The following is a 22,691-nucleotide window of genomic DNA, read 5'->3' on the forward strand; positions in this document are numbered from 1 at the left end:
ATACCCAATGATTCATATTCGCATCGTATCATCGACGGACGAGCCGATTTATGCACAGATTGCGAGGCAGATCCGAACGGGGATATTCAATGGAGACTTGCCGCCGGGAACCCCGCTGCCCTCGATACGTCGATTGGCGAAGGATTTGCAGATTAGCGCCATCACGACGAAGCGCGCATACGAGGAGCTGGAGCGGGAAGGGTTCATCGACAGCATGGTAGGGCGGGGATCGTTCGTATCCGGCGAGAATCCGGAGCTGGTGCGGGAGCAGCGGCTTCATCAGATGGAGATGAAGCTGGAGGAGTCCGTGAAGGAGGCCAAGGCGCTGAACGTATCCTACGCCGACCTGATGGAACATATCCGCTTGCTGTATGAGGAGGAAGAGGAATGAACGCAATTGAAGTTCAGGGGATAACGAAGCAGTATCCGACCCGACGCATGGACAATATCAGCTTCACGGTGGAGCAAGGGTATATAACCGGGCTAATCGGGCCCAATGGAGCCGGCAAGTCAACGCTGCTTCGCATGCTCCTTCATATCGTCAAGCCCCACCAGGGCACCGTTAAGCTGCTTGGCATGGAGATGCCGGATCGGGAGCGGGACATTAAGCGGCAGGTCGGCTATATTTCGGATGAGAGTCATTTCTACTATCAGTTCCGCATGGATGAGATGAAGCGTATCATCGCTCCGTTCTATCCGAATTGGGATGAGGCGCTGTACAAGCGGCTGATGGATCGCTTCGGCTTGTCCGGGAAGCAAAAGGTAGGTCAAGCCTCCAAAGGAATGAAGATGAAATTCTCGATCGTCATGGCGTTGTCCCATCATCCGAGGCTTCTGCTGATGGATGAGCCTACGGCGGGTCTTGATCCGGTATTCCGGAGGGAACTGCTCGAGCTATTGCTGGAGTGGATGGAGCAGGGGGATCGGACGATTTTGTACTCCACCCATGTGACGACAGATCTGGATCGGGCGGCAGATTATGTGCTTTTTCTTCATGAAGGGCGGGTGCTGTTCCATCGAGAGAAGGACCAGTTGTTCGACACGTACGCGATCGTGAAGGGCGATTCGCGGTTGTTGGATGATGATGTCCGCCAGATGTTCATTGGCATCCGGGAGACCGAGGTCGGCTTCGAGGGCCTTGTGCGGGAACGGAGGGAAGCAATGGAAGCATTCGGCAAGGAAGCGGCCTTCGAGCGGCCTTCGCTGGAGGATATTATGTTCTATTCGACACGCACTCAGTCTGGGGGGATTTTCTCATGATGCTGCTTATTAGGAAGGAAATGTTCATTTCAGTGCGATCCCTGGCTTTTCTGCTGATATTTGTCGCCATTTTTTCCTTTTCTACTTATTCGATAGTTCACAATCTGGTGTTTGCCGGCATGATGGGAACCGCTATAGCTTTTATTAATAATCTGTCAGTTGACAAAAGAAATGAGGGTTTCCGCTTTATTTACAGCTTGCCGGTCAAACGAACGGAGATCGTCAAAGCCAAATATGTTACCGGCCTATTGTATACCGGGGCGGGTCTCGTGATTGGAATTGTGCTGTCGGCAGGAGTGAAGCTTATGGGCGGTTCGTATGATCTTCAACCAGCCGGTATCGCGTGGACGCTCGCGTTGATTATCGTGCTCCTGAGCGTCAACATTCCGGTCTATCTGTTGCTGGGGGATAAGGAGAGCATGGTAGCCACGATTCTCATGATGATTGTTCTGTTCGGATCTTCCGGAATTCTGAGCCAGCTGGCGAGAGATCTGGGCAGGGACGACGGTATGTCATTGGGCGTGATCTCCGTCCTGAGCGTAGGGGGATCGCTTCTCTTGTATGGCGTGTCTTATGCCATCTCAGCGATTGGGTTCGCGAAGAAGGATTTGTAGCCGAAGGAGAGCGCCTGGCCTGGCTTCGGGACCCGCATGGCACGTCTATCCGGGGCCGGCCATGCCTGCCCTTCGGAATCCGCCGCTTAGTGCCTCGATTCCTTCGGGGCCTTGCCAGCCCAGGCGCATGTTTATGATTTCTTCTTGCGCAGACGGCGGAAGAAATCGGTCAGCATCGCAGCGCACTCCTCCTGAAGCACGCCTTCGATAATGTCGACCCGATGATTGAAGCGGGGCTCCTGCAGCAGGTTCATGAGCGTTCCGGCACAGCCGGCCTTCGGATCGGCCGTTCCGTAGACGACAAGCGGCAAGCGGGACTGAACGAGCGCCCCCGCGCACATCGGACACGGCTCCAGCGTGACGTATAAGGTGCAATCCAGCAGCCGCCACGCCCCGATGGCGCTGCTTGCTTCCCGGATGGCTATCATCTCCGCATGAGCGGTGGAATCGAGTGTCGTCTCGCGCAGATTGTGGCCGCGGCCAATAATCTGCCCGTCCCGGACGACCACGGCGCCGATCGGCACCTCACCGATAGCCTCCGCCTTTTTCGCTTCCTCCATGGCAGCACGCATCCAATGTTCATGTACCATCATGTCTTCCATTGTTGATTCCCCCGTTATTCCTCGAACAGACATTCGGATTGTTAACACACTGTGCATAAGTCTGTGGATAAAATAATTTACGCACATAATTATCCACATATTATCCAAGGATGTTCACAGTTTGTGTATAACTATGCTCACTTTGTCTCTGCACCTGTCAACCGATGCCTACAATTATACTCTTTATTCGCGTTATCTCCAAAAAACATGGACAAAATGCTATAAATTACGATATGATTCGATTGTAAAGATCCAGTGGAATACTACATTTGTCAGGAAAAGTCGTCCTAGTTATCCACAGCTTGCGGCGAAACCTGATAGAGGTGAAGCATGAAACTTTCGATTAAAGCCAAGTTATCCATCTCGATATCTTGCATTGTGCTCGTCGTGCTCTTACTTCATATGACCCTCACCTATAATATCACCAAGGATAAACTCATCGAGGAAATGCAGCAGCGCATGGATGTGATTGCGCAGCAGATTAATATCTCCTACAAGCAATCTCTGCAGACCTCCCAAGCATTTGAGATCCAATTGGCTGAGAAATTATATATTGCTTCCATCTATGCGGCGGACAAGCTTCCTTCCAAGGTGGAAGAGGTGACGAATGAACAGCTCGAGAAGCTGTCAAAGGAATTGGGAGTTGCCCATATCTCCTTGCTTCACCGTTCTCCCGACGGGGAGGATATTATTGTCGCGAAGTCGTCGGACCTCAAGGAAATCGGACTGTCCACCCGCAGATGGGGCTATTGGTACAAAGCCTTTGAGCAGATGCTGAACGGGGAGCCTGTCACGGTGCGGGAGGGCCAGACCATGGATCATTTCTGGTCGGGCCCGTTCGATATCTCGACGTCCAGCCCGGAATTCATGGACAAGTGGGGTTATTATTACGACGGCAAGCGGGATTATATTATTAATCCGTATATTCGCGACGGGAATGTGGATGTGTACTCCGAGCTGAATAAGCCGGATCTGCTCATCCATCAGACGATTCGCGCCCAGGCGAATGTGGTCGAGATCAGCGCGTTGAATCCGCGGGCGATGGAACAGATTCCGAAGATTACGCTGCGGAGCGACGGCGTTCAATATATTCGGCAGCAGGACAGCCGGGTGCTGTTCGGGATCTATAATATCCGCGACAACCGCGACGTCGGCTATGTAAGGGAAGCGCTGGCCGCGGACAAGCCGCTGTTCTATGAGAGCAGCTATCAACAGCGGCCAATCATTAAAGGCTTTATTCCGATTCAGGGAACGCAGACCCAGGATCCTTACGTCCTGAACGTCGTCATGGACTTCGAATCGCTCAATGCGGCCCTGCATGATCAATTGATGCGGAATGTCGCGATCGGAGTCCTGCTGCTGGAAGCGGTGCTGATATGCAGCTATCTGTTCGCAGGCATGATTATCAAGCCGATCAAATCAATCCTGAACAAGGTCAATATGATATCCGCCGGCCAGTTCGACACCCAGTTGAACATCGAACGGAAGGATGAGCTCGGGCTGCTCGCCCATCGCATCAATATGATGGCCCGCAACCTTCAGCTCTCTACCGGCCGGTTAACCGCGCTCTATGAAGAGAATCGCGAGATGAAGGAGCATCTGGAATCGTTCATCAACCAGTCCAATGATGCGATCCATGTGACCGATCTGCAAGGCCGAGTGAAGCGGGTCAATCAAGCCTTCGTTGATATGTTCGGCTGGACGGAGGAGGAAGTGGTAGGACAGCCGCTGCCCACATTGCCCGAATCGGCTATGGAGGAGGAGCGCAGATCGGAAGCGGCGCTGGTTGACGGTCAATCCGTCAGCAACCGGGAGACGAATCGGCTGACGAAGGATGGACGGCTGCTCGACGTCAGCGTGAGCACATCGCCGATCTATGACGAGAAAGGGGAGCGTATCGCTTGGGCGAGCATTACGCGGGATATGACCAACCGCAAGCGGATGGAGGAGCTGCTTCGGAGATCGGAGAAGCTGACAACCGTCGGCCAACTGGCTGCCGGCGTCGCCCATGAAATCCGCAATCCGCTCACGACGCTTCGCGGGTTCCTGCAATTGCAGCAGCAGACCAAGCGTGTCAATGCGAGCCATGTCGAGCTGATGCTGTCCGAGCTGGATCGGATCAACCTGATCGTCAGCGAATTTCTTATTCTGGCGAAGCCGCAGGCGGTTCGGTTCCAACCGAAGGATGTGCGCCTCATTATGAACAGCGTGCTCTCCCTATTGGACAGTCAGGCCAATCTGCACAACATTGAATTCGTCAAGCGATTCGATGAGGATGTGCCTCTGGTGGACTGCGAGGAGAATCAGCTGAAGCAAGTATTCATCAATATTATTAAAAATGCGATGGAAGCGATGCCCGGCGGCGGCGAGATCGAATTGATCGTGGAGGCGCGCGGGACGTCCAGCGTCATCGTCATTATCAAGGATTATGGGATTGGCATTCCGGCGGAAGACTTGTCCCGCCTAGGGGATCCGTTCTTCACCAACAAGGAGAAGGGAACCGGGCTGGGGCTGATGGTAAGCCAGCGGATTATTCACAGCCATCGGGGCTGTATCGATATTACGAGTGAATTGAACCGGGGGACGCAGGTTATGGTGACGCTCCCGGCCGTCGATCCGTCTGCGCCGGCAGGAACGGCGCCAGACATGCAGCCTGTTCCGGCGGGGGAGAATCGGCCGACCTAGAGACACGAAGAGGGTGCTGCGGCGGGGAGCGTGAAGCTTCCGGCTGCAGCACCCTCTTCTGTTCACGTTCTGATGCGGCTTGTCTATGGAGCCTCCGTCTTGGCATCCGGTTCGGATGATGGATCTGACGGCCCGTCTTTCTCTACGAATTTGCGGAGAATCGAGACTTCGACCCGGCGATTCTGCGCCTTCCCTTCTTCCGTGCGGTTATCGGCTACCGGGTGGTATTCCCCCATGCCGACGGCCTTGAACTGCTTCGGATCGATTTCGGAGCGCTCAAGCACCACCTTCATGAAGCTGAGCGCCCGGGCCGAGCTGAGATCCCAGTTCGATTCGAAGTTGCTGTTGCGAATCGGGCGGTTGTCGGTATGCCCGCTGATGACAATCTCATAGGCCTTGTACTGCTTCAGCATGTCTCCGATCGTAATGGCCAGCTGCTTGGCGTCGGACTTGAGGCTCGCTTTCCCGGAGTCGAACAGCGCGCTGTCTTTAATCGTTATTTTCAGCTCCGAATGATTGAGTTCGGTGTTCAGTTGGTTAGACAAGCCGCCATTGGCAATGTACTCGTTCATCTTGTCCCGCAGCGTCTCCAGCTCCGCCTGCTCTTGCTTGGCCTTCACCATAAATTCATAGCGTTCCCGATTGCGGGAGGCCGTGCTCGGGTCCACATCCTTCATGCCCTTCTTGGCATTGTTCGGCGGAATGATAGCCTGCTGATCGAGAATCCCCGCGCCGCCTCCGCTATCGAAGGCGATGTTGAAGGCTTGGCTCATCTCTTGGAATTTCTTCGCATCCACCGTGCTCATCCCATACAGGACAATGAACAAGGCCAGCAGCAAAGTCAAAATATCGGCATACGGGATCAGCCAAGATTCATCGACATGTTCATCGTGAGACTGGCGGCGCTTGTTGCTCATTCTCCAGCCTCTCCCTTCGTGTTCAGCTGTGCGCGCTCGCTTGGCGTCAGGAAGACAGACAGCTTCTGGTTGATGGCAATCGTCGATACGCCGGATTGGATGGACAGCAAGCCTTCGACCATCATCAACCGAATCTGAATTTCACTGTACGACAGCCGCTTCAATTTATTGGCAATCGGGTGCCAGAGCACATAACCGGTGAAGATCCCCATCAGCGTCGCGACGAAGGCCCCTGCGATCGCGTGGGCGAGCTGCTCCATATCGGCCATCTGCCCCAGAGCGGCGATCAAGCCGATAACGGCCCCCAATACCCCCAGCGTCGGCGCGTAGGTTCCTGCCTGGGAAAAGATAAGCGCACCCGCGCGGTGCCGCTCTTCGGTCGAATGAATATCTTCCATTAGTACATCGCGCACGAAGTCTTGGTCGTTCCCGTCGATGATCATCCGCATTCCGTTGCGAAGGAAGTCATCCTGAATGTCGTCAATCTTCGATTCGAGCGCCAGCAGGCCTTCGCGGCGGGTAATGCTGGCCCATTCCATGAACAGCTGGATCAACTGCACCCGGTCAACCAGCTGCTGGGGCTTAAATATCATACCCAACAATTTGGGGAATTTTTTCAATTCCTTCATCGGAAAGCCGATAAAAAGCGAGGCTGCCGTACCGACAAAAATAATCATAATGGCAGCAGGGTTGGCCAAATTGGATATCGGAGCGCCTTTATAGTACATTCCGAGCGAGATGGCCAAGACGCCAAGGACCAGACCGATCAATGTTGATTTTTCCATGATTCCATACACACCTCATCCATGAGTTAATGGTGCTTCCTGCGTCCCGCATTCGACAGCGTTCAACGGAATGCGTGAAAGTTTTGATACGTTACCTTTTTTATCGGCAGAACCGGACCTTTTTTTAATGGCAGCGAAAAGGAAGGGTAGGCGGGAGGCCGGGCAAAGGGGGCATCCATCCCGCCTTTCCGGAGGCGTTCAAGCCCGTCGCGGCCGGGGGTGAAGCCCTTACAAATTCCTTCCGGAACGGGTCGGCAAAAGACCTGTTCTTTTGCCCGGGAACAAGATATAGTGAGAAGAAAGAGACGGGCAGAGGTTGCCGGTAGCAGTGGAGAAGCAGTATGCCGGCCGCAAGGAGAAACTTCCCGTCTTGATCGTGAGAGCGATTCCATATCATCGCATGATTCGGCATTCAAAGGGAACACTTCATGATTATTGCGGCGGCGCCGTTGCCGCCGAGCCCGGCAGTGCCCGCGATCGGGTGCTGCATGATTGGCGGAACGGCGCAGCGATGAAGGAGGAATTCAGAGATGGATAGGTTGTAGCGGAGCAGGGGAAGAGCTAGAACAGAAAGATGAATTCTTCAGGAGGGAACAAGATGTCCAAAAGAAGTATGTGGTCATTCTCAACCGCGGCGCTTGTGCTGATCCCGGTCGCGGTCGGCATTAACTACATCGGCAAATTGTTCGCCGGCGTGCTCAAGCTGCCGCTGTGGCTTGATGCGATCGGGACGGTGCTGGCCAGCATGCTGGCGGGTCCGGTTATCGGCGGGCTGTCCGGACTCATTAACAACATCATTTATGGTCTCACGATGGATCCAATCTCGTTTGTCTATGCCCTCACAAGCGTCTTTATTGGCCTGGTAGCCGGGATTATGGCCTCCAAGGGCTGGATATCGAGCTGGGGCAAGGCGGCCGTCATTGGACTGGCCGTAGGATTGACGGCGGTTATTATCTCCACCCCGCTCAATGTGGCGTTCTGGGGCGGGCAGACGGGGAATGTCTGGGGCGATATCGTCTTCGGTTATGTGCTGCAAGGGACCCGATCGGTCTGGCTCGCTTCCTTCCTGGATGAACTGGTCGTCGATCTGCCGGATAAGCTCATTACCGTACTTGCCGCTTACGGGATATACCGCGTGCTTCCGAGCAGTCTGATGAATATGTACAAGGATAGCGGAGATATCGAGAAGCTGTAACCGTCCGCAAGCGGTTGGCAAAGGTGGGGGATTCATGAAATCAATGAGCTTGTACGTGGAAAAAGACTCGGCTGTCCATCGCGTCGATCCGATAACGAAGCTGGCCTATATCGCGGCGGCGATCGCGATTCCCATCATTGTGCCCTCCCTCCATGCGGCCTGGGTGTGTATGGCGTTCAGCTTCGGGCTGCTTGCCGCAGGAAGGGTGTTCCGGCGGGGCCTGGCGGTGATTGGCTTCGTCAGCTTCGTGCTGGCGACGGTGGTTATTATCCAGGGATTTTTCCATGTCGGGAATGAGACGGCGCTGTTCACGATCGGGAGCTGGCCGTTCTATAAGGAAGGCTTGCTGTTCGCCCTCGGCATCAGCTTCCGGGCTCTGAATATTGTCGGGGCCTTCCTTATCCTCGTCCTGACCACGAAGCCGTCCGATCTGGTGGAAGCCCTCGTCCGCAGAGGCTTGTCGCCCCGTATCGGCTATGTGCTGAACTCCGTGTTCCAGATCATTCCGCAGATGATGGCGGCTGTCGGCACGATCACCGATGCGCAGCGTGCGCGGGGGGTAGAGACGGAAGGACGGTTGATGACACGCATCAAGGCGTTCCTTCCGCTTATCGGCCCGGTCGTGCTCAGCGCGCTGCTCGATACGAAGGAGCGCACGCTGGCGCTGCAGGCGAGGGGCTTCAACGTGCCCGGGCGCAAAACATTTCTGAATGAGGAGAAGCGGTACCGGCATGCCGGAACTCTCCGGCTGGCGATGCTCGTCATCGTCGCCGCCGCTCTTCTATGGAGGATCTTCGCATGAATCTGATTGAAGTGGAGCATCTCAAGTACCGTTACCCGTCCACGGAGAGGCTGGCGCTGAATGATATCTCGCTGACGGTGGAGGCCGGGGAATTCATTGGGATCATCGGTGCCAATGGAGCGGGCAAGACAACCTTCTGCCAGGCGCTCACTGGGCTGGTGCCCCATTTCTATAAGGGCGCATACGGAGGCAGGGTAGGCATCGCAGGATTCGATGTCGCGGAGAGCGGCGTAGATGAGATGATACGCCATGTCGGCATTGTGTTCCAGAATCCGTTCACGCAGGTGACGGGAGCGAAGCTGACGGTGTATGAGGAGGTCGCCTTCGGCTTGGAGCAGTTGGGCGTGGAGCGGGACGAGATGATCGAGCGTATCGATCATGCGCTTCATCTGCTCGATATGTACGAGTACAAGGAGCGGCACCCATTCGACCTGTCCGGAGGCCAGATGCAGCGGGTGGCCATCGCCTGCGTCATTGCGATGCGGCCGCAGGTCATCGTGCTGGATGAGCCGACCTCGCAGCTTGATCCGCAGGGCTCGGAGGAAGTATTCCAGGCCGTTCAGAGCCTGAGCCGGGAGGGAATGACGGTCATTCTGGCGGAGCACAAGATGGAGAAGCTCGCCGCGTACGCGGATCGAATCGTTCTTCTGCACGAAGGGAGCCTAATTGGCATCGATACGCCGTCCCGTCTGTTCTCCCGGGCCGATCTGGCGGAATACGGGGTCAAGCCGCCCGTCTATACTCAGGTATGCCGCGAGCTCGGGCTGCGCACCCCGGGCAGGGATACGTATCCGGTAACCCTCGAAGAAGCGGCCCAGGCTTATGAGGCGGCGCGCGGCGGGAAGAACGGCTTAAGCCCGGCGGCAGGCGCGGAAGAGGGGGAGCGGGGTGAGTGAGATGATTCGCATCCGGAATATGCACTTCGAATATAACCCGGACCAGCCGGTGCTGCACGATATCACGTTGGATCTCGATGCGCGGGCGACGGCGATAATCGGCCAGAACGGCGCCGGCAAGACGACGCTGGTCAAGCTGCTCAAAGGGCTGCTTCAACCGACGGCCGGGGAAATTTCCGTGTGCGGGATACGTACGAAGGAAGCAACGGTCGCCGGTTTGGCCGGCCGAATCGGGCTTGTCTTCCAGAACCCGAATGATCAGATATGCAAGCGCACGGTCCTGGAGGAGGTCATGTTCGGGCCGCTTAACCTGAAGCGGAGCACGTCCGAGGCGAAGGAGCGGGCAATGGCGGCGCTGGACATGGTCGGCCTGGGCGCGCGCCGGGAGATGAATCCCCACGATCTCGGCTTGTCCGAGAAGAAGCTCGTGAGCATCGCCTCGATTGTTGCCATGGATACGGATATTCTTATTTTGGACGAGCCGACCATCGCTCAGGACGATGCGGGCAAGCGCCGGATCGGCGGCCTTATCGAGCAGCTGAAGCGGCAGGGCAAGCTCGTGCTGGCGATATTGCATGATATGGACTTCGCTGCGGCTCTTTTCGAACGGACCGTCGTCCTTAACCGGGGCCAAGTGTTGATGGACGACGAGACGCGCCACGTATTCTCCCGGCCGGAGATTCTTCGGGAAGCCGGTCTCGATACGCCGTATGCGACGCAGCTCGGGAGGCGGTGGGGGCTCCCCGGTACGGTCCTGACGGCAGAGGAGCTGATCGCAGCCATGTCCGTTAAGCGATGAATCCGGTGGCGGAGCGTATCCATTCGAATCGAAGAGGCCTGTGCATGCCGGATGGGTGCGCAGGCCTTTTCCTTGCAGCCGGGTTCGAGAAAGCCGCTTCACCTGTGCTACAATACGAGGTAAACAGACAAGCGTGAACAGAAAGGGGCAGCATGATTATGGGCGTGGCTTACGGAAGACCGTATAAAGATATATTGGAGGATCTGGTCGGGGCCGTTGGGCTAATTCCGGACGGTTATCAGTTCTTCGACATGGAACAGGAGGACTGGGAAGCCCTGGGGGAGCGGGAGCGGCATGAAGTGTTGGAGGCGCTCGCGGATGATGTGTTTTACGGGCTCGGACAGGAACGGCTGCTGTTCATTGGCAGCGGCAGCGTGCAGTATGACCCCCAATTCCACCTGATCGAGGTCGTCGTCGGCAGTGCGACCGTGGCCAGCGTCGCCTTGACCTGATGGGCCCGCACTCGGATGAGCGCGGGCGGGGCTACGGGTGATAGACCATGCAGTGAAATTCGCCGGGCCCTGTCGGCGTCTGCCGCGTATACGTATCGGTGATCCGGAATCCGGCGCGCCGGTATGTGCGGATTGCCCGTTCATTCCAGGTCAGCACTTCCAGATCAATCATATCGCCGGGATGGCGCCGTCGGGCTTCTTCGACGATCGCCTGAACGAAGGACACGCCATATCCTTGACCAAGCCGATCGGGGCGCATCCCCAGCCCGAGACGGGTCACGCCGAGCAGAGGGAAGAATTGCGCGAAGCCGAACAGCTCTCCGTCGGCGTCCGTCACCGATCCATACTGTTCGCTCCGGATGCGGGCATCGCCGAACTCGACTTCGAGGGCCTTCATTTGCTCCCACGGGAGGAATCCATATAGTTGATAAGGCGGCTCATAGGTCCATGAGCAGACATGTGCGCCGTCCTCCTCGGTCATCGGGCGCACCCGGAAGGGCAGCCTCGGCGGGCGGGACGGGGAATGGCGGTAAGAAGCCGGCAATGCAATCACTTCCTTACACAGGAGATACCGGACGACGCGGCGTCGGTTCCAGGTTGTGCATTCTGTTGCTTGATTTTTCTTAGTTGCTATTTTCGCATGTTTGCATCAGCTTGACAATGAGGGAGGCAGAGCACTAGGCAGCAAGCGGTGCAACGGCCCATGGTAAACGTCACGGCGCGAAAGAGATAAACTGCGGTTCAGTCTCTGTGCTACACTAGGCATAAGCAGTACATGATGAAGGAGGCACTATATGAGTAGACCAATTCTCGTATCCAAGCAATGGCTGTTAGCCCGAATGTATGAGCCTGATATCGTCATCGTCGATTGCCGCTTCGACCTCGGGCGGCCCGAGGCGGGGAGAGAAGATTATGCCTCCTCTCATATCCCGGGCGCCGTCTATCTTGATCTGAATACGGACCTGTCGGCACCGGTGGAAGCCCATGGCGGCCGTCATCCGCTGCCTGATCCGGCCGTACTGGCGGAACGGCTCGGCCGGGCCGGCATCAGCAATGCCAGCCGGGTCGTCGCATACGACGATCAAGGCGGGATGTATGCCTCGCGGCTGTGGTGGATGCTGCGTTGGCTGGGCCATGACGCCGTCCATGTGATGGAAGAGGGCTTCACGGCGTGGAAGGAGGCCGGGTACCCGGTCACCGACGCGCAACGGGTTGTCGTGCCCGCCGCCTTCGTGCCGAAGGTTCGGGCGGACATGCTGGCGAGCATGGAGGAGGTCCGGGAGAAGCTGGGCCGGCCGGATGTGCTGCTCGTCGATTCGCGCGACGTGGCGCGCTATCGGGGCGAGACCGAGCCGATCGATGCGAAGGCGGGGCATATTCCAGGGGCGATCCATCAGTTCTGGAAGGATAATGTCGATGAGCGCGGCGCCTGGAAGCCGGAAGAGGAGCGCCGGGAGCAGCTCGCTGCTCTTGTGGAAGCGCTGGAAGCGGGACGCGAGGTCATCGTCTATTGCGGATCCGGGGTCAGCGCCTGTCCGAATGTGCTGGCGCTGCATGAGCTTGGCTACCCGCAGGTCCGCTTGTATGCCGGGAGCTGGAGCGATTGGAGCTCGTATCCGGAAAACGAGATTGCGACTGGAGAAGAATAAGAACGGAAGACACACAGAGTATTAGGGATGAGGTACATCGCCTCAAGCTATGGTGGCTTGGGCGATGTATTTTTTTATGCTCTAATCAACAGGGAGTCAACGAATATGGGGGAAAGAGCTAAAGTATTATGCGACGGCCACTGAAGGAATCGTGACTATGAACAGTGCCTCTGCTGAATTTTTAAAGTTTTAAAAGTATCCCTTTTAGGTAGGGGCATATCGAGATGGGTAAAGTCAACAAGTAAAATGGGCAGTTAACAATTCGCTCTCTATACAATGGGTTTATTGGAATGATATAGTGGATTTAAGTTTTTAATGCTCTCTGTGAATGTTGAACTAAAATTTTTGGAGGGGATAATTGGTATAATGTTGACTAAAGACTCTATAAGTTGGGCAATAAACTTTATTCAAAATCACTCAGATGGAGACTTGTTTCCTGCAATTTTAGAGATTAACGCAATATCTAGCCATATTGATGATTTTGTAGCGCTGATTGAAGGCAAAGACTTAACACAGTTTACTCCCGGAGCCTGTAGAAGATTTATTGTTCCCAAAGACGAGATTTCTTACCGACAAGCCACACAATTAGATCCACAAGATAGCATTCTACTTACCTCGATAATTCATCAATTTGGAGCTGGGATCGAAGCTAGGAGATTACACAATAATATTGTATATAGCTATAGATTTTCACCAGATATAAACCATGGTCTATACTCATCAAAAACAGCATGGAATGATTTTTGGAAAACTGCATATAAAAAGAGCCGCACATATGAATTTGTATTATACTGCGACATTGCAGACTATTATAATCAAATATACCATCATATTGTTGAAAATCAGTTACGTGAATCCGGATTTCCAAATCAGGAGACAAAGTGGATTATTAAGTTGCTTAACTCTACTACAGCGAATGTATCCAGAGGTATTCCAATTGGCCCTCATGCTGTTCATCTTTTAGCTGAAGCGGCAATGATACCAATAGACAATAGCCTACATACGCAAGGAATAGATTTTCTCAGATATGCTGATGATATTTTAGTGTTCTGTGACTCATCGCAATCCGCAAAAATTGCTCTTGCTAAAATAGCATCCATTTTGGACAAACAGCAACGATTAATGTTACAACGACACAAGACCAAAGTATATAGTTCTAATCATTTTAGAGATTTATGTAATGAAATGATTGAGGACCGACCGATCAATAAAGATGAAGATAAAATTCTCAAATTAATAAGAAAATACTCTAATGGCGATCCTTATAGAACTATTACATATAGCGAGATCTCAAAAGAAGACTGGGAATCGCTTACTGAACAAATAATTAGTAAGATTATTCAGGAATACATCGATCAAAAAGAAGTAGATTACATACGACTTAGGTGGTTTTATAGAAGGTTGGCTCAAATTGGTCATCCAGGTGCGATTGAAATTTCACTTAGTAATATATCGCAATTGAGTCCATGTTTTGCAAATATATGTGCATATCTTGCTTCCGTTCAATCCATCAGTGCAGAACAATGGGTTTATATTGGAGAACAACTATTGAAACTTCTTGATTCTCAGGAAGTAGTGCATAATGAATTTTTCCGGTTATCTATATTAAGTTTGTTTACAAAGAATGAATACATTAATCATTTTTCGTATCTAGTTAATAAATTCCCTGTAAGTGAGCCTTTTGCTAGAAGAGAAATATTACTTGCGGCACATCAAAACTCTGCTTATGATTGGTTGCGTGAGCAAAAAGAAAATTATCAAAGCATGGATCCCTGGCAAAAGATGGCGTTTATATATGGAGTTTCTGGACTTCCTCAAGATGAAAAGAAGTTCTTTTTAAATAGTTTAACTCATCAAAGGCCTTTTGATAGTGTACTTATAAAGTGGGCTAAAAATATATAAATCAGTATAAGTATATCCTTGTCTCAGTGTATATAAATAATATCCTTGTCAACAATTCAGAATACTTGTGAACTTCTGGTAGTTCGATAGCGGGAGCGAACGAGACCACATTCAACGGAAGAATAACCTAATAGCGGTTCTGTCGGTATAAAAAGGAAATGGCAGGCTTCAAGTGTCGTTAAAGCGCCTTACAGGCGCGAGTATAATATGAGGAGTCTGCTTTTTTGTGTTTCTCGCCGATCTGCGCTGATACGGTCTGACACTCGGATGGAGTGAAAAGTAAGGCTTGAATGTCCCCTTACAGGAGCTCCTATCGTTGGAATCCGCCCACAGCAAGCTGTACATGATGAGGTTCCTTTCTTATGAGATCTTCGACATGTTATCGGTCGTCTTTAACATCCTATTGGTCGGATGGTTGCTACTTTTCAAGAACAAGCCGCAGCGCGGGCTGCTTATTGGTTTCGTCATTTACGCCATATTCGTGCTGCTGCACGGAATGGAAAATGGTTCTACCTTACGTGATGACGTTCATCCCGCTCGTGATCTGGGCTATCAAGCACTTCTCCAAATGCTTTTTCAACCGGTATTCCACCCAAGATGATCTGGCTGATTTCATCAACTCCAAAATCCAGGTAGCGCAAGGTTGTCACCAGTTCTAATCGTCATATATCTTCCGTCGTATATAATCGATGCCCCCCTTTGTATAGCTAGTAGGCTTTACTAATCCGTTTTCATCGCAGTCATGGACGGATTTGATTGTCGTTCCAATCATTGTGGACACTTCCCCGATCAAATAGGTTCCCTTTTGAGTTATAGAATCAGAAACATGCAACTCGATACACCTCCGGCCCTCCTGTAACGGGAGATCCAAGATGTTCGTAGATTATACAGCGTCTCCTACATACTCTTCCTTTAGACATAAGCACTGGACGAAAAATACTTATATCGATAAACTTACAGAATATGGATTTTTAATTCATCGGGAGTCATCTTCTTTCTATGGAAGGCGTCCCGCTTGATATCAAATTGGATAAAAGGAATGTTGGGATGAAAAGAAAACTCGCAAAAATATGGAAGATTAGTATCTTGGCCTTGGCACTGCTGATTGCTGCAGGTCTCATCTTTCCGACGTGGACACCTTGCATTGATGGTAAGAACAGCATAAGCACATTAGAGCAGGTTGAAATTAACGGTGCCGGCCATGAAGTCATGATTAGAGGGACGGATCGGCGCAATCCGATTGTCATTTTTGTTCATGGGGGCCAGGGTGTTCCGAAATTCCTTATGTGGGCAAGTATCAAGAAGCCCTCGAAGAGGATTTTACGATCGTACACTATGATCAACGCGGCAGCGGGAAATACGAAAGATGCGGAAAAATTAGAACTTGCGCGGGGTTTGATCGAAAAAGGAGAGGCGATCACTCCAAGGAATTTGGTCCGCAAATATGGCGGCGCTGCCAGATTAATTGATCATAACATGGATTATTATACGGGTTCCTCCTCCGTCCCGAGTATAACTTGCTTGATGTGATTCGGTTTTTAAGAGGGGTCTCCGCGACACAGGGTATGTTAATGGCGGAGGAAGCACGAACGAATATTGTTCAAATCGTACAAAAGCTAGAGAATCCTGCTTATTTTGTTATGGGGAAATATGATTATATGACATCGGCGAGAGCAGCCAAAGAATACTTCGATGCCTTGGAAGCTCCGGTAAAGGAGTTTGTGCTGTTCAAACAATCTGCCCACTATCCGCAGTTCGAGGAGAAAGACCTATTTTCAACCTGGCTCAATACAACATGGAAACAGCTTTCAGCCAACAACCATCTGAATAATCATTAATGCGAATTAACATATTGGCACTTACTCCAAAAGCGATAGAGCTCTGCCTGGCGCCGGCAGGAACTCTATTGCTTTCCTATTACTGGCTGCGCATTCGTGCTGACTGGTATGGTGCGGCCTATTTTTTAGCTGGCATGCTCAGCGACGTGTTCCAATCTATACTGTAAGGGTTGTCGGGGCTTTTCAACAGATCCGCATAAATTTTCTGTCTTCTCACAAGATTGGAACTCGGGTCGCTTGGACTGTCTTCGGACCAATATTGATAGCCAAGGAGATAATTGCCTATCAGGTCTTCCCATGAACCGAATCGTTCACGCATTTTCTCCGCCGCCTCTATGCTTAACTCTACGGCATGTTCATACGGGATATACCCGGCAATGTAGGACCAGCTTGCGATCTGTCGCCCGGCATAAATCCCAAGCAGCGATGCCGTATTCCGGGGATGTAGTATGTACCTTTGCGAATAATTCGACGCCTTCCGTAAATTTGATTTCTTCGGGCGTTGGATTCGAGGATGTTTTCATTTCAGCGATTATGTCATTAAATTCATCCTTGCGTGCAAGATACTCATCCATATACGCCATAAATTCGGCATTATGCCCTTCCGTAAGCAGCCATTGAATTGTCGACTCCGCACTCGCGGCATCGGTGATGCTCCATGAGTCTTGGAGAACCTCCTTCATCATCTCTGCATTCGCCGAGGAGGGCTCCACTCCGCCGAATAGCTTCGGATCGACTCCGTTATCTACCGTAATTAAAGCATACGTAGCATTGATGAACGGAATCGTACCGTTAGGCTTGGTCTCCTCCTTCGTGGGCGATGGGGAGCAGCCTGACAAACTAATAACGATGATGCATAACGCGATGAAAAAAATGCGTGTTTTTCTCAAGACGATGTCTCCTCCTGTTCTATTCCTATCCTTGCTTGACATGGAATGAGTCACCTATCTTATCACACTTTTGTGTCAGTTTCTGTATGAAATATTCCACATTATGCAAAACGGCCAAGCCGCCTGATAGCCAGGCGGTTTGGTTCTCATTGGACAGGCAGTTGACTTTCCGTCCCGTTCAACTCAGCGCTTGCCCGCTAATCTTCCGGAACACCTCGTAGCTGCGGCGGGCGCATTCCGAGATGGCGATCGGATGGAAGCCGCTGATGTCCGCGTACAGCGTATCGTTCAGCTTCGCCGTCCACCGTTCCGGCAGCCGCTTCGCCCCGATCATGGCCCCCATAATCGAGCCGACCGTCGCGCCGTTGCAATCGGTGTCCCAGCCGCCCAGCACCGCCGTCGTAATCGCCAGCTCATAGTCGCCGCGGGCGAAGACGAGTGCCGCCGCGCACAGGGCGGCATTGTTGATCGTGTGGACCGGATGGTAATGCTTGAACGCTTCCCAGATTCGTTCCACCAGTTCCACCTGATCGGGGGCCGTCCGGGCAATGGCCACCGCCTTGCGGACATCATGCGCCAGCCGGCAATTGGCCGGAAGTTCGCTTAGCCCGATCTCGACGATTCGCTCCGCATCCGTCTCCGCAAACGCGGCCGCAATCATCGCCGCTACGAACATCTCGCCGTAGATGCCGTTCTTCACATGGGAGAACGAAGCATCGCGCCAGGCGAACTCGGCGGCCAGCTCCGGGTGGGCTGCCGCACCGTAGGCAAGGCCGTCGGCGCGGATCTGCGCCCCGATCCATTCGCGGAACGGATTCAAATGCATTCGCACCCAGTCGATTTTTTCCTTCCAATCATCCGGCTTATCGTATTCGGTCACATGCGCAAAATTGAGATAAGCCTGCGTCTCGGCTGTGCACACTTGTCCGTACGTCAACCGCGCATGCCACAGTTTCCCTATATCCCATGAGTCCCAATCGCTTCCTTTCTCCTCCAGCATAAGCAGGCCAAGGACCGTATAACGGATATCGTCGTCCGTTTCCATGAAGCCGATCGTGTCCCGCACGCTTCTGCTGCCATACGGAGCGAGCCCCAGGCCGTGTTCCTTCTCCGCCCGGGAATGGGCTGGCGTGTAGTCGCGGATAGGCCAGGCATCCGCACCTTCGAACCAGAGCCGGATGTTGGCCCAGCCGGGTTTGTCGTCGGCGCCGTACATGTAAGGCCCGATCTCCAACGGCTTGCCGAGCGCGCAGCCGGCACATCGGCCAAGCCACGCCCCGTGGAATTTGTCCTGCCATTCGGCCTCGGTCCAATTGGCCTGCAGCTTGCGCGGGCCCTCCGGCCGCTCGGCACGGATCTCGGCCAAGCCGTTCGGCTCCGTATAAGGGAAATCGGCCGCGGGTTCCAGCGCCGAGAGCTCCGCATATACGGCCATCAGCTTTCCTTCATCGCCGGCAGCCGCCTCCAGCTTGGCATGAAAACCTTCGACAGGGCAGCCCTCCTCCTCGCGCTGCTTGATTTCCTCCCGTACCCATCCGTATAACACATCCACAGACGCCATCGTTCCACTCTCCGTTTCGCATCTTTTTGTGCTCCAACCGTTGCAGTATCATTGTAAGCCGGGGGCTACTCGATCGTCTTCCCAAGATCAGCCGGATTCTTATCAAAAAGGGCTAACTTTGCTGCATTCGACCGGTATTCATTCGGCGTTGCCCCAACCAACTGCTTGAACGTCCGATAGAACGGGGCCTGGCTTTGGAACCCGCTGGCATGCATGATGTCGGCGATCGGCAAATCGGTGGCCGCAAGCAGCCGCTTCGCTTCATTGACGCGCAGTTGAAGCAAATACTCCTTAAACCCCTGGCCGAGCTTTTCTGTGAACAGATGGCGGGTGCGGGACGGGCTCAACGACAGTACGCGGGCCGCGTCGGACAGGGTCAGCGGCTCCCGGAAACGCTCCTTCATGTAATCCAAAGCCGGCTTGATGCGGTAATACGATGCAATCGCCCGGCTCCGTTCCGCAAGCGGCGTGAACTCCCCATAGTGGCGCAGCAGCAGCGCGCATATCTCGATAATTTTGCTTCGCATCATCCCTTTATAGCCGCTTTGCTTCTGCCGATCCTCCTCCCATATTTGCCGGAACAGCGCGCCGATGCTGGCGGCGACAGGCAGATGTCCGGCAATGCGGTTGTGGAACTGGTGCGGATAATAGACGAACGGAAGCAGAAGCTCCGGATCCGTCTGCTCGATAATCATGGCATCGAAGTAGATAAAAAAGTAATTGCTTGGGTTGCACGGATCGGAGGAGGCGGCATGCCGCTCCGTATTGTTGACGACAAACACGTCACCCGGCTGAGCCGAATACCGCTTTTCTCCGAAATAAAATGTTCCTGTTCCCGACAGGCAATACCCGATTTCCAGATGATCATGCGTATGGAACGGGTCGATATGCGTTCGCGGCGACCATTCGAAAATATAGACTGACCGTTCCTTCAATGCCGTCGCTTCCTTTCATGTCCTAGATAAGAAAATAACGGTTGCTTATGTTGATTGCGCTTTCAGTTTATCATAAATGATTGGAATGGAACGATGGGCATAAGGGCTCGCACAATCGCAGTTGGCGTTTGCATAACCGAAGGGAGTAGAGTAGTATAAAAAGAGACCGAACCGTCCGGTCTCAAAAAGGCAGGCATGAAAGGAGGGGAAAGGTTCTGGCAGCTCCGCGGAATGGCGAGCACAGCCGGGAATTGTTCTGAACCGTTCGAGGTGCCTGCGCTGGGCTTGCTTCCAGAGGAACCGGCGCCTACGCAGGCTTAAATGTCGCCAACCATCTCTCGATCTGCGCCGTCGCATGATGAACATGCCGGTTGTCCCGCGTTAGGCGGCTTGCCATAATCCCCCCTTCGATCGATGAGAAAATAAAGGAGGCGGCCGCTTCGGTATCCATGTCCGGCCGGAATTCCCCGGCTGCTACTCCCTGCTGGAGGATGCCCTGAATAAAGGACAGCATCTGGCTGTAAGCTTCCAGCGCCTGATCCCGAAGGACGGGGAAGGAATGATCGCTTTCGATGGCGGTATTCAGGAAGGGGCATCCCCCTTTCATCGGAGGATTGTGCGCGGCATCGCTGTATACTTCGCACATGGCCCGGATTTTGTCCGCTGCTGTCCGGCAGTTCTCCAGGGCGGCAGAGAAATGGCTCCAGAGCACCTCGCCCGCATATTTGAACGCTTCGATCGCGATAGCGTCTTTGCTTGGGAAGCTCCGGTACAGCCCGCCCTTGGTCAAGCCGGTGGCGTCCATAATGTCCTGCATCGTCGTGGCGGCGTATCCCTTCTGATTGAAGAGTTCCGCCGATTTCATGATGATATGTTGCTTTGTTTTTTCTCCTTTGCGCATGATCCTGATCCTTTCGGGAATCCGTTCACTTCCGTTCAATGTCTTATTCGTATATCAATCATAGCATAACTTCTGTGGCAAAGGGGAAAGAGGACAGGACGGAACGATCCTGTCGGCGCCCGCTACTGCCGTAATTTGATCCGAGCGAGGTATCCGCATAATGTCCAGACAAAAATTATCCACCTGGTCTCTGCTTGCTGTCATGGCCGGTTACATCATCTACGTCCTGTATATCAATTACCTTCACGATCCGCAGGCCGCTGCATTTTTGAGCCGCAAGTCCAATCCCGCCCGCCCCGTCAACGCCGATGTCTGGTTGCCGGTGATGAAGGTTCATGTGGCATTCGCCTGCCTGGCGATCCTGTCGGGAGCGGTTAACTTCATACATACCTTGCTGAGAAAATACCGCCTCTTCCATCGAATCAACGGCTATCTGTATGTGATCTCCGTTTTCGCGGTGGTGCTGACTTCAGGATATATGGCTCCGTATGCCACAGGGGGGAAGCCCGCGAGCATTGCCTTCAATCTGTTGAACATGATCTGGATGTTCATCACCGTGATGGCGATCGTGAAAATAAGAAAGAAGCAGATGAGCCGCCACCGGGCATGGATGATTCGCAGCTATGTCTTTTGCTTCACCAATCTGGCGATTCATCTCCTTACCTTTGCGCTTCACGACGGAGCAGGCTTGCCTTACCCGGCCAGTTACACCACCGCCGTCTATGCTGCGATCCTTCTGCTCATCGGGCTGGCGGAGATCATTATACGCCGGATTGGCCGATATCCGATTGACAACAATCGCTCCAAAGCGGCATAAGCGAGCAGGGGCGGGGCATGGAAGTTCGTCCTTAGCACGGCATTGTCACGACAGGAAGATCAAGCGAACGAATTCACCTGAATAGCAAGCCGAACAGCCCGGGGGACCCCGGGCTGCGGTATTTATCGAGATGCGGTTCGACGCCCGCCTGCGCTAATGAGCAGCTTGATTGGCCAGCCAGCCGGCCAGTTCTTCGGTCTGGGCCAGCACGGCGAGCGGATCGTAATACCAGGAGCGCTCTTCGGGCCATATGTAGAGCTGGTTGTACTTCACCGCCGGAAGATTGCCCCATATCGGATCAGCACGGAAATCACCCGTCGTCCGCACGTTGGAGGTCGGCCCACTGCTTGTCCATAAGCTCCTGCGCGATGCCGGCCGGAGGCTTGCGTCCCAAGGCTTGGTACACCGGCTGGCCGCGCCCGAAGTTATCTCCGTATACCCACGTCTTCTTGTCCGCATATTCCGTTGATAGGCGGTGGGGGATATCCCGACCGCCTGTTTGAATTTGCGGCTCAAATAAAAGCTGTCCTTGTAGCCTACCTCCTGGGCCAGCGTGGTCAAATCCGGCGCACCGGTCAAGAGGCGGCGTTGGGCGCTGCGAAGTCGAAGCAGGGTCAGATGGGCATTGAAGGTTCGTCCGGTACGCTTGCGGAACGTGCGTGAAAAATGCTCCGGGTTGACATGGGCTAGCGCAGCCATATGCTCCCGCGTCAGGTCGTCGCTGTAGCGGCTCTCCATATAATACAGGGCTTGCTCCACCCAGTCGCTGCTGGCTCCTGCCGGCTCTCCAATTCGCTGTACAGCTCTGCGAGCAGCTCGATGAACAGCTGTTGAGCCCGCAATGGCTTGTCTGGCTGAGGCTCTCGCCAGGCACGCTCCAACTCGCACGCCAACCGGATGATTTTGGCTGGACAACGGTGCAGCGGCACCGGGTGCTTCAAGCCTTTCGCAGCGGAACCGCCGGCGGTCAAGCCGCGGTAATCGATCAAGGTTCCCCGCAGCGGAGAATCCGGCTTCGGCTGCAGATCCAGCGGGGGCCCGGCGCCGCACAGCACTGCGCTTCCCCGGGACAGCTCATGCTGAACCCCGTTGATGAGGAGCATTCCGTTCCCGCCGCTTACGATGAGGATGCGGAATAGCGGCGCTGCTGCCTCCAGGGCATCGTCTCCCGTTGTTTCTCACCATTCGGTT

At 53.7% G+C, this 22,691-nt stretch carries 25 protein-coding genes and 1 pseudogene; 15 read left to right on the forward strand and 11 right to left on the reverse strand.

All coding sequences use genetic code 11. The features are described from left to right. Positions 1–7 precede the first annotated feature (7 nt). From L6439_RS28470 to L6439_RS28480, 3 genes are read left to right on the forward strand one after another with little or no spacing between them, the layout of a single operon-like run. Positions 8–391 (forward strand): GntR family transcriptional regulator, encoded by a 384-nt coding sequence (locus L6439_RS28470; RefSeq protein ID WP_172879159.1) that lies wholly within the window; start codon positions 8–10, stop codon positions 389–391. After that, positions 388–1,260, forward strand: coding sequence for an ABC transporter ATP-binding protein (locus tag L6439_RS28475; RefSeq protein ID WP_213471413.1), 873 nt, complete (start codon positions 388–390; stop codon positions 1,258–1,260). Before L6439_RS28470 ends, L6439_RS28475 begins: the two co-directional genes overlap by 4 nt. Next, positions 1,257–1,874 carry an ABC-2 transporter permease gene (locus tag L6439_RS28480; protein ID WP_213471414.1) on the forward strand — a complete coding sequence of 206 codons (618 nt, stop codon included), beginning with the start codon at positions 1,257–1,259 and terminating at the stop codon, positions 1,872–1,874. Before L6439_RS28475 ends, L6439_RS28480 begins: the two co-directional genes overlap by 4 nt. A gap of 131 nt (positions 1,875–2,005) precedes the next feature. On the opposite strand, the gene tadA is transcribed toward L6439_RS28480, so the two are convergent. Next, complete coding sequence (tadA, locus tag L6439_RS28485) at positions 2,006–2,476, reverse strand: tRNA adenosine(34) deaminase TadA (protein ID WP_213471415.1); 471 nt, start codon at positions 2,474–2,476, stop codon at positions 2,006–2,008. Positions 2,477–2,806: 330 nt separating this feature from the next. On the opposite strand from tadA, the gene L6439_RS28490 reads away from it, so the two are divergent. Continuing rightward, complete coding sequence (locus tag L6439_RS28490) at positions 2,807–5,161, forward strand: PAS domain S-box protein (protein WP_213471416.1); 2,355 nt, start codon at positions 2,807–2,809, stop codon at positions 5,159–5,161. Between the two features lie 83 nt (positions 5,162–5,244). On the opposite strand, the gene L6439_RS28495 is transcribed toward L6439_RS28490, so the two are convergent. Together L6439_RS28495 and motA are read right to left on the reverse strand one after the other, a co-directional pair. Continuing rightward, entirely contained in the window at positions 5,245–6,078 is an 834-nt protein-coding gene (locus L6439_RS28495; RefSeq protein WP_213471417.1) for a flagellar motor protein MotB, read from the reverse strand. Continuing rightward, positions 6,075–6,863 (reverse strand): flagellar motor stator protein MotA, encoded by a 789-nt coding sequence (gene motA / locus L6439_RS28500; RefSeq protein ID WP_168179893.1) that lies wholly within the window; start codon positions 6,861–6,863, stop codon positions 6,075–6,077. Before motA ends, L6439_RS28495 begins: the two co-directional genes overlap by 4 nt. A gap of 316 nt (positions 6,864–7,179) precedes the next feature. Here motA and L6439_RS28505 point away from each other — a divergent pair, with 316 nt between their 5' ends. The 6 genes from L6439_RS28505 to L6439_RS28530 all read left to right on the forward strand — a co-directional run bounded on the left by L6439_RS28505 (position 7,180) and on the right by L6439_RS28530 (position 11,007). Beyond that, positions 7,180–7,401 (forward strand): hypothetical protein, encoded by a 222-nt coding sequence (locus L6439_RS28505; protein WP_213471418.1) that lies wholly within the window; start codon positions 7,180–7,182, stop codon positions 7,399–7,401. 60 nt (positions 7,402–7,461) lie between these two features. Continuing rightward, positions 7,462–8,058: an ECF transporter S component gene (locus L6439_RS28510; RefSeq protein WP_168179891.1), complete on the forward strand. Its 597-nt coding sequence runs from the start codon at positions 7,462–7,464 to the stop codon at positions 8,056–8,058. Between the two features lie 34 nt (positions 8,059–8,092). Beyond that, positions 8,093–8,860 carry an energy-coupling factor transporter transmembrane component T family protein gene (locus L6439_RS28515; protein ID WP_213471419.1) on the forward strand — a complete coding sequence of 256 codons (768 nt, stop codon included), beginning with the start codon at positions 8,093–8,095 and terminating at the stop codon, positions 8,858–8,860. Next, complete coding sequence (locus L6439_RS28520) at positions 8,857–9,756, forward strand: energy-coupling factor ABC transporter ATP-binding protein (protein WP_213471420.1); 900 nt, start codon at positions 8,857–8,859, stop codon at positions 9,754–9,756. Before L6439_RS28515 ends, L6439_RS28520 begins: the two co-directional genes overlap by 4 nt. A gap of 1 nt (position 9,757) precedes the next feature. Then, a complete protein-coding gene (locus tag L6439_RS28525) occupies positions 9,758–10,555 on the forward strand; it encodes an energy-coupling factor ABC transporter ATP-binding protein (RefSeq protein WP_168179911.1) in 798 nt (265 codons plus the stop codon). Between the two features lie 152 nt (positions 10,556–10,707). Then, positions 10,708–11,007 carry a hypothetical protein gene (locus L6439_RS28530; RefSeq protein ID WP_374043248.1) on the forward strand — a complete coding sequence of 100 codons (300 nt, stop codon included), beginning with the start codon at positions 10,708–10,710 and terminating at the stop codon, positions 11,005–11,007. 31 nt (positions 11,008–11,038) lie between these two features. On the opposite strand, the gene L6439_RS28535 is transcribed toward L6439_RS28530, so the two are convergent. Then, entirely contained in the window at positions 11,039–11,488 is a 450-nt protein-coding gene (locus L6439_RS28535) for a GNAT family N-acetyltransferase (protein WP_168179909.1), read from the reverse strand. 313 nt (positions 11,489–11,801) lie between these two features. Here L6439_RS28535 and L6439_RS28540 point away from each other — a divergent pair, with 313 nt between their 5' ends. The 4 genes and pseudogenes from L6439_RS28540 (at position 11,802) to L6439_RS28555 (ending at position 16,396) form a co-directional block, all read left to right on the forward strand. Continuing rightward, complete coding sequence (locus tag L6439_RS28540; protein ID WP_213471421.1) at positions 11,802–12,656, forward strand: sulfurtransferase; 855 nt, start codon at positions 11,802–11,804, stop codon at positions 12,654–12,656. 366 nt (positions 12,657–13,022) lie between these two features. After that, the gene (locus L6439_RS28545; RefSeq protein ID WP_210429428.1) at positions 13,023–14,558 is read left to right on the forward strand and encodes an RNA-directed DNA polymerase; all 1,536 of its coding nucleotides are present in this window, start codon (positions 13,023–13,025) and stop codon (positions 14,556–14,558) included. A 316-nt stretch (positions 14,559–14,874) separates the two neighbouring features. Beyond that, a complete protein-coding gene (locus tag L6439_RS28550; RefSeq protein ID WP_168179887.1) occupies positions 14,875–15,159 on the forward strand; it encodes a hypothetical protein in 285 nt (94 codons plus the stop codon). A 446-nt stretch (positions 15,160–15,605) separates the two neighbouring features. Further along, a pseudogene (locus L6439_RS28555) lies at positions 15,606–16,396 on the forward strand (alpha/beta fold hydrolase). Positions 16,397–16,514: 118 nt separating this feature from the next. Here the strand turns inward: L6439_RS28555 and L6439_RS29840 are convergent. The 5 genes from L6439_RS29840 to L6439_RS28575 all read right to left on the reverse strand — a co-directional run bounded on the left by L6439_RS29840 (position 16,515) and on the right by L6439_RS28575 (position 20,683). Next, complete coding sequence (locus tag L6439_RS29840; RefSeq protein WP_369009963.1) at positions 16,515–16,847, reverse strand: DUF1266 domain-containing protein; 333 nt, start codon at positions 16,845–16,847, stop codon at positions 16,515–16,517. Further along, positions 16,753–17,286 (reverse strand): DUF1266 domain-containing protein, encoded by a 534-nt coding sequence (locus L6439_RS28560; RefSeq protein WP_213471422.1) that lies wholly within the window; start codon positions 17,284–17,286, stop codon positions 16,753–16,755. Before L6439_RS28560 ends, L6439_RS29840 begins: the two co-directional genes overlap by 95 nt. A gap of 178 nt (positions 17,287–17,464) precedes the next feature. Beyond that, a complete protein-coding gene (locus L6439_RS28565) occupies positions 17,465–18,847 on the reverse strand; it encodes an ADP-ribosylglycohydrolase family protein (RefSeq protein WP_213471423.1) in 1,383 nt (460 codons plus the stop codon). A 65-nt stretch (positions 18,848–18,912) separates the two neighbouring features. Further along, positions 18,913–19,782, reverse strand: coding sequence for an AraC family transcriptional regulator (locus L6439_RS28570; protein WP_168179884.1), 870 nt, complete (start codon positions 19,780–19,782; stop codon positions 18,913–18,915). Positions 19,783–20,089: 307 nt separating this feature from the next. Next, positions 20,090–20,683, reverse strand: coding sequence for a TetR/AcrR family transcriptional regulator (locus L6439_RS28575; RefSeq protein ID WP_213471424.1), 594 nt, complete (start codon positions 20,681–20,683; stop codon positions 20,090–20,092). A 160-nt stretch (positions 20,684–20,843) separates the two neighbouring features. Between L6439_RS28575 and L6439_RS28580 the strand changes: the two genes are divergently transcribed. Next, positions 20,844–21,500: a DUF2306 domain-containing protein gene (locus L6439_RS28580; RefSeq protein WP_213471425.1), complete on the forward strand. Its 657-nt coding sequence runs from the start codon at positions 20,844–20,846 to the stop codon at positions 21,498–21,500. 153 nt (positions 21,501–21,653) lie between these two features. On the opposite strand, the gene L6439_RS28585 is transcribed toward L6439_RS28580, so the two are convergent. Beyond that, the gene (locus tag L6439_RS28585; RefSeq protein WP_237096679.1) at positions 21,654–22,259 is read right to left on the reverse strand and encodes a helix-turn-helix domain-containing protein; all 606 of its coding nucleotides are present in this window, start codon (positions 22,257–22,259) and stop codon (positions 21,654–21,656) included. After that, positions 22,211–22,603: a hypothetical protein gene (locus L6439_RS28590; RefSeq protein ID WP_168179881.1), complete on the reverse strand. Its 393-nt coding sequence runs from the start codon at positions 22,601–22,603 to the stop codon at positions 22,211–22,213. Before L6439_RS28590 ends, L6439_RS28585 begins: the two co-directional genes overlap by 49 nt. Positions 22,604–22,691: the final 88 nt, after the last annotated feature.

Origin of the sequence: Paenibacillus dendritiformis (assembly GCF_021654795.1) — a bacterium.
Classification (GTDB): Bacteria; Bacillota; Bacilli; order Paenibacillales; family Paenibacillaceae; genus Paenibacillus_B.